The sequence below is a fragment of the Anaerotruncus massiliensis (ex Togo et al. 2026) genome (genome assembly GCF_030825285.1).
In the GTDB taxonomy this organism is placed as follows: domain Bacteria; phylum Bacillota; class Clostridia; order Oscillospirales; family Ruminococcaceae; genus Anaerotruncus; species Anaerotruncus massiliensis.
Map to the genome: position 1 here is coordinate 1 of NZ_JAPJQF010000068.1, position 11,678 is coordinate 11,678.

Annotated in this window: 12 protein-coding genes and 1 tRNA gene; 6 read left to right on the forward strand and 7 right to left on the reverse strand. The window is 63.6% G+C overall.

Translation table 11 applies throughout. From position 1 onward, the window contains the following. Positions 1–18 precede the first annotated feature (18 nt). Positions 19–438, reverse strand: coding sequence for a hydrolase (locus RCI06_RS13200; protein ID WP_306576337.1), 420 nt, complete (start codon positions 436–438; stop codon positions 19–21). 171 nt (positions 439–609) lie between these two features. Between RCI06_RS13200 and RCI06_RS13205 the strand changes: the two genes are divergently transcribed. After that, a complete protein-coding gene (locus RCI06_RS13205) occupies positions 610–1,152 on the forward strand; it encodes a helix-turn-helix domain-containing protein (RefSeq protein ID WP_367379713.1) in 543 nt (180 codons plus the stop codon). Between the two features lie 394 nt (positions 1,153–1,546). On the opposite strand, the gene RCI06_RS13210 is transcribed toward RCI06_RS13205, so the two are convergent. From RCI06_RS13210 to RCI06_RS13220, 3 genes are all read right to left on the reverse strand, one after another. Next, positions 1,547–1,622, reverse strand: a tRNA-Pro gene (locus tag RCI06_RS13210). Between the two features lie 115 nt (positions 1,623–1,737). Further along, a complete protein-coding gene (locus RCI06_RS13215) occupies positions 1,738–3,129 on the reverse strand; it encodes a glycine--tRNA ligase (RefSeq protein WP_306576338.1) in 1,392 nt (463 codons plus the stop codon). A 126-nt stretch (positions 3,130–3,255) separates the two neighbouring features. Next, positions 3,256–4,779: a phosphomannomutase/phosphoglucomutase gene (locus RCI06_RS13220; RefSeq protein ID WP_306576339.1), complete on the reverse strand. Its 1,524-nt coding sequence runs from the start codon at positions 4,777–4,779 to the stop codon at positions 3,256–3,258. Between the two features lie 191 nt (positions 4,780–4,970). Between RCI06_RS13220 and RCI06_RS13225 the strand changes: the two genes are divergently transcribed. From RCI06_RS13225 to RCI06_RS13235, 3 genes are read left to right on the forward strand one after another with little or no spacing between them, the layout of a single operon-like run. Then, a complete protein-coding gene (locus tag RCI06_RS13225; protein ID WP_101552860.1) occupies positions 4,971–5,498 on the forward strand; it encodes a phosphatase PAP2 family protein in 528 nt (175 codons plus the stop codon). Positions 5,499–5,502: 4 nt separating this feature from the next. Continuing rightward, on the forward strand, positions 5,503–7,029 hold the full coding sequence (locus tag RCI06_RS13230) for an ASKHA domain-containing protein (protein ID WP_306576340.1): 1,527 nt from the start codon (positions 5,503–5,505) through the stop codon (positions 7,027–7,029). Between the two features lie 14 nt (positions 7,030–7,043). Continuing rightward, positions 7,044–7,505: a pyridoxamine 5'-phosphate oxidase family protein gene (locus tag RCI06_RS13235; RefSeq protein ID WP_306576341.1), complete on the forward strand. Its 462-nt coding sequence runs from the start codon at positions 7,044–7,046 to the stop codon at positions 7,503–7,505. 63 nt (positions 7,506–7,568) lie between these two features. Here the strand turns inward: RCI06_RS13235 and RCI06_RS13240 are convergent, their stop codons facing one another. The 3 genes from RCI06_RS13240 to RCI06_RS13250 all read right to left on the reverse strand — a co-directional run bounded on the left by RCI06_RS13240 (position 7,569) and on the right by RCI06_RS13250 (position 9,320). Next, positions 7,569–8,096: a DUF6125 family protein gene (locus RCI06_RS13240; protein WP_306576342.1), complete on the reverse strand. Its 528-nt coding sequence runs from the start codon at positions 8,094–8,096 to the stop codon at positions 7,569–7,571. Between the two features lie 17 nt (positions 8,097–8,113). After that, positions 8,114–8,941, reverse strand: a complete 828-nt coding sequence (locus RCI06_RS13245; RefSeq protein WP_306576343.1) for an MYG1 family protein — start codon at positions 8,939–8,941, stop codon at positions 8,114–8,116. An 88-nt stretch (positions 8,942–9,029) separates the two neighbouring features. Next, positions 9,030–9,320: a GIY-YIG nuclease family protein gene (locus RCI06_RS13250; RefSeq protein WP_276874893.1), complete on the reverse strand. Its 291-nt coding sequence runs from the start codon at positions 9,318–9,320 to the stop codon at positions 9,030–9,032. A gap of 129 nt (positions 9,321–9,449) precedes the next feature. Here RCI06_RS13250 and RCI06_RS13255 point away from each other — a divergent pair, with 129 nt between their 5' ends. Together RCI06_RS13255 and RCI06_RS13260 are read left to right on the forward strand one after the other, a co-directional pair. After that, a complete protein-coding gene (locus RCI06_RS13255; protein ID WP_276874889.1) occupies positions 9,450–10,451 on the forward strand; it encodes a YafY family protein in 1,002 nt (333 codons plus the stop codon). 41 nt (positions 10,452–10,492) lie between these two features. Continuing rightward, positions 10,493–10,750: a DUF1905 domain-containing protein gene (locus RCI06_RS13260; protein WP_121586713.1), complete on the forward strand. Its 258-nt coding sequence runs from the start codon at positions 10,493–10,495 to the stop codon at positions 10,748–10,750. Positions 10,751–11,678 lie beyond the last annotated feature (928 nt).

Here is an 11,678-nt window from a genome sequence, read left to right on the forward strand (position 1 = left end):
ACCCCTCCCGTCAGATACCTACCCTGTGTAGTCCCTTGTAAACTGTACTTTGATGGAGCTCATATCCATGTCCCGAACGCTTTTGGAGGGCCGCACCATGGCACACGCCCCGATCAGCCCGAACAATTCATCGGTGGCAAATAAGATTTTCTCCATCTGTAATTCAGGCTTGACCGTCACCCAGTCCAACCGGCCATAGCCGTGGTTCACGATGGAGCGGATTATGCCCTCGTCAATGTCGTGGGAGCGTAAAAGTTCAACGCATTTTGCACAATGCTCCTCGGGATAAAGCTCAAAGTCAATGTCGAGCAGCATACCCACCACCGCCCAATATACCTCGTTCTGGGGGTCGTACTGACGGGCAAAGCAGCCCATGATGCCGGAAACCACCTCTCCGTGCAGCAAGTGAAACTCGCCGCTATTGTACTTTTTCAGCAAATCCCAGGCCTCTTGTAGATTTGGAACCATTTTCGTTCGCTCTCCTCTTTACAAATTTGAATCAAGAATTTATAATGGTACAAAGTGGACACTATATTGCACTTGTGCGATATAATAATACATCCTGTTCGTTATACTGTCAACAGAGAGGAGCGGATTTTTTTGGACTCCATGAATCAGATTGTCGCGAAAAACATTAAGAGGCTTCGTGAAAAGAATAAAATGAGCATGGACGAGCTGTCCAAGTTAAGCGGCGTCAGCAAAAGTATGCTTGCACAAATTGAGCGAGGAGAGGGAAACCCAACCCTCTCAACGCTGTGGAAAATTTCGAATGGAATGAAGGTGCCTTTTGACGCCTTGACCGTCCGCCCGGAAAACCCGTATGAACTTGTGAAAACATCAGAGCTACAGCCGCTGCTGGAAGATGGTGGTAAGGTCAAAAATTACCCGATTTTCCCCGACGATGACAACCGCAAATTTGCGGTCTACTATCTGGAACTGGATGCGGGGAGCTATTGGGAATCGGAACCGCATCTTAAAGGAACCACCGAATTTATTACGGTCTTCACAGGGCAGCTTGAAATTGATACAGATGGTCAACGGTTTTCCGTTGGAAAGGGGGAAAACATCCGGTTTAAGGCTGACAGCGTACACTCGTATCGAAACGTCGGGAATGAGGCCGCGATCCTGCACATGATTTTGTTTAACCCCTGAGCATTCCAGGGACATAATCCTCCTTTTTATCTTACAGCAGGGAACGACGCCCCTTGTCTCCATAGAGCGGCGCTTGTCCGGTAACACGATAGCTTCTATTTTTTTCAGTTTTCCTACCAGAGCTGTTTTATTTCATCGTTAAAGCTCTTCTGGTTCATCGACACAGTAATTATTCACACAATAAAAAGCAGCGGCTGTCTTAGCCGCTGCTTTCAATGAGACACTGTGTTATTTTTTCTGATCGGAACTGCCCGCCGGTTCAACTCCCGGCAGAATGTGAATTCCTTGGACAAATGGCAAAGAAAAGAGGCTCTCAAGTATTGCTACTTAAGAGCCTCTCAGGGCGCATAAACACTGGGTTTTTACCCCCAATATCTATTTTACCCTATTGGTTTGGTCGGAGTGACAGGATTCGAACCTGCGGCATCCTGCTCCCAAAGCAGGCGCGCTACCAACTGCGCTACACCCCGAAAAATGCTTGCGGCACGCGACAAAGTCGCGTGCCGCAAATGTCATCATAGCATACCGCGCGGCGGGTGTCAAGGCGGCGCGCCGGGCGGATTGGGGCCGGCCCGGCGGCGGGGATCAGAACGCAAGTTTCGCCTTGAGGTAATCGCCGAGGGAGGAGACGGGGATGCGCTCCTGCTCCATCGTGTCGCGGTCGCGGACGGTCACGCAGCCGTCCGTCTCGCTGTCGAAATCGTAGGTGATGCAGACGGGCGTGCCGATCTCGTCCTGGCGGCGGTACCGCTTGCCGATCGAACCCGCGTCGTCGTAGTCGACCATGAATTCCTTCGAGAGCGACTCGTAGATCTTTCCGGCGCCCTCGGCGAGCTTTTTGGAGAGGGGCAGCACGCACGCCTTGAAGGGGGCGAGCGCCGGGTGCAGGCGCATGACGACACGCACGTCCTCCTTGCCCTTCGCGTCGGTGCCGACGACCTCCTCGTCGTAGGCGTCGCAGAGGAAGGCGAGCGCGACGCGGTCCGCGCCGAGCGACGGCTCGACCACATAGGGGACGTACCGCTCGTTCGTCTCGGGGTCGAAATAGTCGAGCGCCTTGCCCGAGCACTCCGCGTGGCGGGAGAGGTCGTAATTGGTGCGGTCGGCGATCCCCCACAGTTCGCCCCATCCGAACGGGAAGAGGTACTCGATGTCGGTGGTCGCCTTGGAGTAGAAGGAGAGCTCCTCCTTCGCGTGGTCGCGCAGGCGCATGTTTTCCTTGGCCATGCCGAGGGCCAGGAGCCAGTTTTCGCAGAAGCTGCGCCAGTACTGGAACCATTCGAGGTCGGTGTCCGGCTTGCAGAAGAACTCCAGTTCCATCTGCTCGAACTCGCGGATGCGGAAGATGAAGTTGCCGGGGGTGATCTCGTTGCGGAAGCTCTTGCCCACCTGCGCGACGCCGAAGGGCACCTTTTTGCGGGTGGTGCGCTGGATATTCATGAAGTTCACGAAGATGCCCTGCGCCGTCTCGGGGCGCAGGTAGATTTCGCTCTTGGCGTCCTCGGTGACTCCCTGGAAAGTCTTAAACATCAGGTTGAACTTGCGGATTTCGGTAAAATTCGCGCTGCCGCATTCGGGGCAGGTGATGCCGTGCTCCTTGATGTAGTCGTACATCTGCTCGTTGGACCAGCCGTCGGCGATCTCGCCGGTGGCGTCCTCGATGAGCTTGTCGGCGCGGTGGCGGGTCTTGCAGTCCTTGCAGTCCATCAGCGGGTCGGAAAAGCCGCCCACATGCCCCGACGCGACCCACACCTGCGGGTTCATCAGGATGGCGGAATCGAGCCCGACGTTATAGGGGCTCTCCTGGACGAATTTTTTCCACCAGGCGCGCTTGACGTTGTTTTTGAATTCCACGCCGAGCGGGCCGTAGTCCCAGCTGTTGGAAAGCCCTCCGTAGATCTCCGAACCCGGATAGACAAAGCCCCTGCTTTTGCAGAGGTTGACGATTTTCTCCATCGTTTTTTCACTGTGATTCAACGTGACGACATCCTCTCGTACTCATATGGGTCCCTAAAGCCCTATTATATCGGGATCCGCGCCCAAAATCAAGGGCCGCGCCGCGGGAAACGGCGGCGAAATTGCCCGCCGGGACGCGTCCGGGCCCTATTGATCGAGCGGGGACAGGTCGAGCCGGTCGTAGCCCGCGAGCAGCTCCTTCACGACCGCGACGAGCCGGTCGCAGTCGCCGGGGCGCTCCCCCTCGAGGTTGAGCGGCATGAGCGGGTCGTGCAGCGACAGCCTGAGCAGCAGCCAGCCCTTCACCTCCGGGCCGGAGAAGGAGAGGCGCACCCCCTCGTAGGAGTTGGGCGCGACCGCGTAGCCGGCCGCCCTGGCGCGCGCCTCGAACTGGGCGAGCACGTCGAGCCCGTAGGCCTTGAAGTCGTCGCCGAGCAGGTTCATGCGGTATTCCCGCGTCTCGTACGCGGGGGGCAGCTTTTCGATCAGCGCGTCGATCCTTTTGCCCTCCCGCCTGGCGCGCGCCGCCGCGATCAGCAGCTTGACCGCCATGTACGCGCCGTCGTCTAGGTAGTAGTTCTCGCTGAGCGCGCCGTGGCCGGAGGTCTCGATTGCCAGCGGGCAGGAGACCCCCTCGGCGTTGAGGCGCTTCTGCTCGTTGATGACGTTCTTGTAGCCGCGTTTGAAGCGGTGGTGCCTGAGGTGCAGCGTGTTTTCCAGAAAGCCGGTCAGCCGGTCGGAGGTGACCGAGTCGGTGACGATCGTCCCGCCCGGATAGTCGGGCGCGAGGATGGCCGCCATCATCGCGATGATCGCGTCGCGGTTGACCTCCGAGCCGTCCGACAGCACCGCCGACATCCGGTCGACGTCGGTGTCGAAGATGATGCCGAGGTCGGCGTGGTTTTCGACCGTCGCGGCGCGCACGGCGTCCATCGCCGCGGCGTTTTCCGGGTTGGGGATGTGGTTGGGGAAGGTGCCGTCCGGCTCGAGAAACTGGCTGCCCGCGGTATCCGCGCCCAGCGGGGCGAGCACCTGCTCGGCGAAGAAGCCGCCCGCGCCGTTGCCCGCGTCGACCACCACATGCAGGCCCGCGAGCGGATTCTCATAGTCCTCCGCGCCGACGCCCAGGCGGATTTTTTCCCGCAGGCTGTTCGCGTAGAGGGAGAGCAGCGGGGTCCGCTGCACCTTGGAGAGGTCCGCCCGGGCGGGCGTGAGGGAGGCGGCGGTGAGCAGCAGATCGGTGATGTCGCGGCTCTCCAGGCCGCCGTCCGCGTCGAAAAACTTGAGCCCGTTGCGGTTGTAGGGCAGGTGGCTCGCGGTGATCATGACGGCGCCGTCGTACTGCGTCTCGGGGAAGACGATCGACATGAACATCGACGGGGTGGACGCGAGCCCGCAGTCGTAGGCGGCGGCGCCCTGCGCGGCGAGTCCCTCGAGCGCCTGCGCCTTCAGCGCGGGCGCGGAGACGCGCGAGTCGTGCCCCACGCCGATCTTGAGGGCGGAGGGCGCGGCGTTTTTCTTCTGCGCGAGCCACAGGGCGAACGCCTGCGCGATCAGGTTGACGGCCTCGCCCGTCAGGTTGACGTGCTGACCCTCGACCCCTTCGGTGGCGATTCCGCGCACGTCGCTGCCGTTTTGCAGCTTGAGCATGGCTTCCTTGGCGATGGACATGGCTGTTCCTCCAGACACGATAAATTCTTTTCAGCGGGCGGCGGGCTTTGGACGCGCGGCGCGCGCCGCCGTCCGGTTCACAGGCGCCGCCCGGGTGAATACCTGTTTATTATACCAACAAATCTCCCGTTTGTCATTGATTGTTTTACCGTTCCCATGATAAAATAGAGGGACTGCTAGGAGGTGCGAACATGGACCTTACCATCGTCCGGTGGGCCGCGGAACATCTGCACGGCCCCTTCCTCGACACGGTGATGCCCTATATCACCGCGCTCGGGGACAGCGGATTCATCTGGGTGGTGATCTGCTTTGTGCTGCTCGCCCGCAAAAAGACCCGCCGCGCGGGCATCTTCTGCGGGCTGTCGCTGCTGATCGCCTATGTCTCGGGCGAAGTCGTGCTCAAAAACCTGATCCAGCGGCCGCGTCCCTTCACGCTGCTGCCCGGCGTTTCGCTGCTCATCCCCCCGCCCGGCTCCTCCTCCTTCCCATCGGGGCATACGGGGTCCTCCTTCGCGTGCGCGGCCGCGATTTTCCTGCTCAACAAAAAGTGGGGCGTGCCCGCGCTGGCGCTGGCCGCTCTGATCGCCTTTTCCCGGCTCTACCTGTCGGTCCACTATCCGACCGACCTGCTCGCGGGCGCGCTGCTCGGGGTGGGAAGCGCGCTGCTCGCGCGCTGGCTCTGCCGCAGGCTGCTGCCGCGGACGCCCGGGGAGGGATGAGCCGGTGAAACGGATTTGCGCCACCCTCGGCGGCCAGCGGTATGAGATCCCCTGGGAGGGCCCGGCGCTCCTCTCCGATTTGCTCACGCCCCACGGGTTTTCGCTGCCCTGCGGCGGCGCGCATACCTGCGGGGCGTGCAGGGTGACCGCCTACGGCGAGCTCTCCCCCCTCTCCGCGGAGGAAAAGCGGCTGCTCACGACCGAGGAACAGCTCTCCAACGTGCGGCTCGCCTGCTGCGCGCGGGCGCTCGGGAGCTGCACCGTCCACGCGCTTTCCCCCCCGCGCCCGCGGGTGCGGAAGGGCGGGACGCTCCCCGCCGCGGCGGGGGAGTCCCCCTTCGGGCGGGGGCATGTCCTCGCCGCCGACATCGGCACGACGACGGTCGCCGCGTATCTCTGCGACCCGCTGCGTCCGGACAGGCCCGCCGCAGCGGGGGAGCTGAACGCGCAGGCCCCCTTCGGCGCCGACGTGATCACCCGCATCGGGAAATGCGCCGAAATCGGCGTCCGCCCCCTGCGGGAGGCGCTGGCCGGCCAGCTCGACCGGCTCTTCGCCGGGCTGCTGCGCGGGCGCGGCGTGCGGCCGGACAGGGTGCGCGGCGTGGTGCTCACCGGCAACACGGCGATGCTCCACCTCTTTGCCGGGCTCGACCCCGCCGGGCTCGCCGCGGCGCCCTACACCCCGCAGAGCCTCTTTGGGGTGCTCTATAACGCGCGGGGATATTTCCCCACGCTGCCGCCCGCCGCGCCCGTCTATCTCGCGCCCTGCGTGGGCGCGTTCGTCGGCGCGGACACCGTCTGCGCCCTGCTCGCCTGCCGCCTTGAGCCCCGTGAGCTGCTCCTCGACGTGGGCACCAACGGCGAACTCGCCCTCATGACCGAAGAGGGCGCGCTCTGCTGTTCCGCGGCCGCGGGTCCGGCCTTCGAGGGAGCGGGGCTCCGGTGCGGGATGGTCGCCGCCGACGGCGCAATCTGCGCCGCCGCCGTCAGGGACGGCGGAATCGTCTGCAGGACGATCGGCGGCGGGCCGCCGCGCGGCGTCTGCGGGACCGGCGCGGTCAGCCTGCTCGCCGCGCTGCTCGAGCTGGGCGCCGTCGACGAGACCGGCCTGCTCGACGAGCGCTGGGAGGAGGGCTTCCCGCTCGGCGGCGGGGTGGTTTTCACCCAGCGGGACATCCGGCAGCTCCAGCTCGCCAAGGCCGCGATCGCGGCGGCGATGGACGCCCTCTTCGACACGGCGGGCCTCTCGCCGTCGGACGTCAAGACCCTCTACATCGCGGGGGGCTTCGGCAGCGCGATCGACCCGCAGGCCGCCGCGCGCGTCGGCCTCATCCCCGCCGCGCTCGCGGGCCGGGTGTCCGCGGCGGGCAACGCCGCCGGGATGGGCGCCTGCATGATCGCCGCCTCCCAGCGGGCGCTCGACGACGCGGAGGCGCTCGCGCGGGACGCGCGGGTGCTCGACCTCACCGAGAGCCCGGTTTTCAGGGAGCGGTTCGTGGAGGAAATGATTTTTGGAAGCCCTGAAGGGTGAAAGGAGCGGACGCCATGGCTGGGAATCGGTTTTTGGACGAGCGGGAGGCCTACCGCATCCTCGCGGAGGGGGAGTACGGCTTCCTCTCCCTCGTGACGCCGGAGGGCGGGCCCTACGGAATCCCGCTCAACTATGTCTGGCTTCCGGAGGAGCGGTGCGTCTTTTTCCACTGCGCGAAAAGCGGGCGGAAGCTCGACTGCATCAGGGCGCGCCCGGAGGTCTGCTTTACGGTGGTGGGGCCGGCGAGGGTGATTCCCGAGCGGTACAACACCCGCTATGAGAGCGCGGTCTTTACCGGGACCGCCTCGATCGTCACCGACCCCGCAGAAAAGCGGGAGAAGCTCGACCTGCTGGCACGGCGGTTTTCCCCGGACGACCCGCGCAGGGAAGAGGTCGTCGAAAAATATCTGCCCGCCGTCTGCATCTGTAAGCTCGCCGTGCGCACGGCGAGCGCCAAACGGAACCCGGGAGATTAAAACGGGAGGCCGCAAAGCGGCCTCCCGTTTTTTGCATGTTATCCGGACATTAAGCGGCCCGCCTCAGGCGTTTTGGGGGTCCAGGGTGAAGCGCCACACGCAGCGGCTCGATTCGTCGGTCATGTCGGGGTAGCAGCTGACCGCCTCGGTGGTGATGCGCGGGTCGATGACCCGGGCGAAATTCGTGTACTCGACGAGCCCCACCGGCTTGCAGGGGTGGAAGGGCATCCCCTTGCGGGCGCGCGCGTCCTGCACGCGGCAGGACCGCACATAGAAGGTGAGGGTGTTGCCCTCGAGCACCGTCTCGTGGCGGTTGAGTGGCGCGTAGAGCCGGAAGGCCAGCGCGCGCCGCAGGCCCTCGAGCCCCGCCAGCTCGGGCAGGCCGAGGAATTCCTTGATCCGCCGCGCCTCGGTTTCGGTGAAGCGCGCCCACGCGTTCACGTCGTGCTCGACCGCCTCGTCCATGCCGCGTTTGTGTTCGATCGACTGGAACCACAGCCCGTCGAGCGCAAGCCAGTTCTTGGAAAACATTTCGCAAAGCTCGAGCAGCTTTTCCCGCGGCAGCTCCTGAATGGATTCGTATTCCGTCATCATCGTTTCCTCCGTCTCTATTTTTCCCGCCGCGCGGCTTCGCACGCGCGGACGGCGTCCTCCAGCGTTCCCGCCGCGATCAGAAACCGGTTGTTGTGGCAGAAGCGCAGCGTTTCGATTCCGGAAATCCGGGGAAGCTCCTCCTCGGAGCGGCCCGCCCACCCGGCGGGAAAGGGGTGCTTGAGGCTGTGCGTCTCGTCGTCGTTCGGCACCGCCTGCGCGCTGTAGCCGCCCCGCTGGGAGGGATAGACCACGAACTCCGCCGGGGAGGGCACGAGCGCCATCTTCCAGGGGGCGAAGGTGGACAGGATCACGATCCCGTCCCTCATTTCGCCGAGCGCGCGTTCCACGAGCGCGCGGGCGCGCTGGATGCTCCAGATGCCCTCGAACCGCTTCTCCAGAATCACCTCTGCAAAGGCGACCGCCTCCGCGAAGCAGTCGTCGGGCGACCTGTCCGAATCCCAGCTCGGGTTGAACGCGCCGATCAGCCCGGCGATCTCGCTGCCGCAGCCGGTGTTGTCGTCGAGGTCGAGCGGCTGGATGAAATGGAAATCGAACCGTTCGGCCTCCTCGGGGCCGACCAGCCCCGCGCCGAATTCCTTCCACAGCAGGCCGAACGCCGCGTAGGGCACGCCGTTGGGCCGCACGGGCGCGTTTTTCTGGTGGTGGTCGAATCTTCCCCATCCGATGTCGAAGACGAGCCCGTCGAAGTTTTCGGGTACGTCGAACACCCGGGTGATTTGGACGGATGGGTTGAGGAGCTTTAAAAGCGCGGCCGAAAAAACGTCGTCCGCATGGAATCTTCCGCCGTGCGTCAGGGCGGTGTCGGGAATGCTTGCCGTCATTCGTGTTCCTCCCACGGCACAGGGGTGCGGGGCGCCCGCCCATGCGTCCCGAAGGGACGCATGGCCCGCGCTTTGCGCGGGCGTCGTCTCAAAAAGCCCCTTTTTGAGACGACGGCGGGCGCCCGGCCCCGTGTGCGATCAGCGCGAGCTTTTGGGCCCGCGTCATCTGTTTGAGTTCCCACTCGCGGCGCATGGCTTCGGCTTTGGTCTCGAACGCCTCGCGGTAGACCATCTCCACCGGAAGCCGCCCGCGGGTGTATTTCGCGCCGCGGCCGTCGTTGTGGGCGGCGAGCCGGGCGGCGGGATCGTTCGTCCAGCCCGCGTAAAGGGTGCCGTCGGCACAGCGCAGCAGATATGCATAGCATGTCCCGTTTTCCATCCCGAAAGCCTCCCCCCGGTTCGCGCTGTTACTATGATACCACGCGGGACCCGCCCCGGCAAGGGTAAAAAGAGGGCTGTTTATTGGACAGGAAATTTGTTACAATGGGACTGTAAAGGGGGCGGGAAAATGCCGAAAAATCCGAATCAGAAGCTGAAGCTGCTCTATCTCATGAAGATCCTGCTCGAACGCACCGACGACGAGCACGGGCTCACGCTGCCGGAGATCCTCGACGCGCTCGGCGGTTACGGCGTCACGGCGGAGCGCAAGAGCATCTACGACGACCTCGAAATGCTGCGCGTTTACGGGCTGGACGTCGAGCGCACGGGGCACAAATACTTCATCGCGAACCGGACCTTCCAGCTGCCCGAGCTCAAGCTGCTGGTCGACGCGGTGCAGTCCTCCAAATTCATCACCCACAAAAAATCCACCGAGCTGATCAAAAAGGTGGAAAGCCTCGCGAGCGTGCACGAGGCGCGGCTGCTCCAGCGGCAGGTGTTTGTCACCAACCGTATCAAGACGATGAACGAAAGCATCTACTACAACGTCGACAAGATCCATGCGGCAATCACGGCTGGCGTAAAAATCAGCTTCCGCTACTTCGAGTGGGCGGTCGACTTTTCGGAGGAGAGCGGGCCGCTCAAAAAGCAGTTCCGCCGCAATGGAAAACGCTACCGCATCAGCCCGTGGGCGCTGACCTGGGACGACGAAAACTATTATATGATCGGGTTCGACAGCGAGGCGGACATCATCAAGCACTACCGTGTCGACAAAATGGCTGAAATCCAGCTCACCGCAGAACGGCGGGACGGGCAGGAGCATTTCGACCGGTTCGACATGGCGCTCTATTCCAAGCGGGTGTTCGGGATGTTCGGCGGCGAGGAGGAAACCGTCCGGCTGCGGTTCGTCAATCATCTGGCCGGCGTGGTGCTCGACCGCTTCGGCAAGGACGCCTTCCTCTCACGGGCGGACGACGCGCACTTCAACGCCACTGTCAAGGTGCAGGTGAGCCCCCAGTTTTATTCGTGGGTCTTTGGGTTCGGAGGGGAGGTCAAAATCCTTTCCCCCGGCCATGTGGCGCAGGGGCTCTGTGCCGCCGCGCGGGAGGTCCTCGCTCTCTACAGCGAATAGCCCCGCGTCCCGCCGGGTATCTTATCCGTGGAGGCGGTTGGATGAAACGGACCTTTACGGCGATCATCAAAAAAGTCCCGGACATCGACGGCGCGTATGTCGAAATCCCCTTCGACGTGCGCGCCGTATATGGAAAGGGGCGCGTCAGGGTGCGGGCCGCCTTCGACGGCGAGCCGTACGAGGGAAGCCTCGTGCGCATGGGGACACCCTGCCATATCCTTGGCCTGCGTAAGGACATCCGCGCGAAAATCGGCAAACAGCCGGGCGACGCCGTGGTCGTCACGGTGGAGGAGATTTAAATTGGATTTATAGGTAAGCGGCCGCCCGAAAGGGCGGCCGCTTTTTTGCCGCGCGGGAACGGCTGGGTTTGCCGCTCAACGAGCGGCGGAGGTTGTCGGTGGCCGGCCGACGGCGGGCTTAGATTTGCCGCTCAGCGAGCGGTGTAGTTTGTCGGTAGCCGACCGACGGCGGTCCTTAGGCATACCGCTCAGCGAGCGGTGTAGTTTGCCGGTAGTCGACCGGCGGCGAGTTCCTTTCTTGCTTGCCCAAGAAAGGAACCAAAGAAAGGCACGAGGGGCTTCGCCCCTGCGACCCCCGCGCCGCCTCCGGTTGGCCTGCGGCCAAAGTCGGCGGCGCCCTGCCACGGATGAGCGGACGGGTGTACAGCATCCCGCCAGCCGCCGCGCCGCGGGCGCAATGCCTCTGCCGGTGAGTCTCCGGAACCGTACCGGGAGTTCCCATAGGGGAGACGCGGCCGCTTTTATTTCGCTCGCATGTCCCACGGGAAGGCGGAAAACTGCGCGGCTTCGCCGCGCACGCGCGCAGAGCGCGCGAACGCCCGGAACGGGCGTTGTTTTCCGCCGTGGGTTATGCGAGCCATCCGGCTTCGGTCGTTGGGCGCACCCGCAACCTGAATTGAGCCTTCAGCTGGTGTACCCGTGGGGAGCGGCGGTAACCTGCGGGTACTGGCAAGGTACTCCCGGGGGATACCGCTTAAAGTTCCGGCCCGCAGGGCCGGGTCCGCGTAGCGGACTCAAGCCGGGGTCGCGGGGCGGAGCGCCCGCGACTGCGGTCCGCAGACCGCGTTTCGGAGGCCAACCGCCGAAGGCGGCTCTTAGGCCGGAGATCGGCCGTCGCGCGTAGCGCGCTCCGGGCGCAGCCCGGGCAGGCCACCCAAGGCGGAAGTCCCCTTGAGCGCCCTTCTTCCGCCGACTTCTTGGGCGCGCA

Coding starts and splice junctions, on each gene's coding strand:
- RCI06_RS13205 (WP_367379713.1), top strand. CDS start 610: ATGAATCAGATTGTCGCGAAAAACATTAAGAGGCTTCGTGAAAAGAAT.
- RCI06_RS13220 (WP_306576339.1), bottom strand. CDS start 4,779: ATGTCCATCGCCAAGGAAGCCATGCTCAAGCTGCAAAACGGCAGCGAC.
- RCI06_RS13225 (WP_101552860.1), top strand. CDS start 4,971: ATGGACCTTACCATCGTCCGGTGGGCCGCGGAACATCTGCACGGCCCC.
- RCI06_RS13235 (WP_306576341.1), top strand. CDS start 7,044: ATGGCTGGGAATCGGTTTTTGGACGAGCGGGAGGCCTACCGCATCCTC.
- RCI06_RS13240 (WP_306576342.1), bottom strand. CDS start 8,096: ATGACGGAATACGAATCCATTCAGGAGCTGCCGCGGGAAAAGCTGCTC.
- RCI06_RS13245 (WP_306576343.1), bottom strand. CDS start 8,941: ATGACGGCAAGCATTCCCGACACCGCCCTGACGCACGGCGGAAGATTC.
- RCI06_RS13250 (WP_276874893.1), bottom strand. CDS start 9,320: ATGGAAAACGGGACATGCTATGCATATCTGCTGCGCTGTGCCGACGGC.
- RCI06_RS13255 (WP_276874889.1), top strand. CDS start 9,450: ATGCCGAAAAATCCGAATCAGAAGCTGAAGCTGCTCTATCTCATGAAG.
- RCI06_RS13260 (WP_121586713.1), top strand. CDS start 10,493: ATGAAACGGACCTTTACGGCGATCATCAAAAAAGTCCCGGACATCGAC.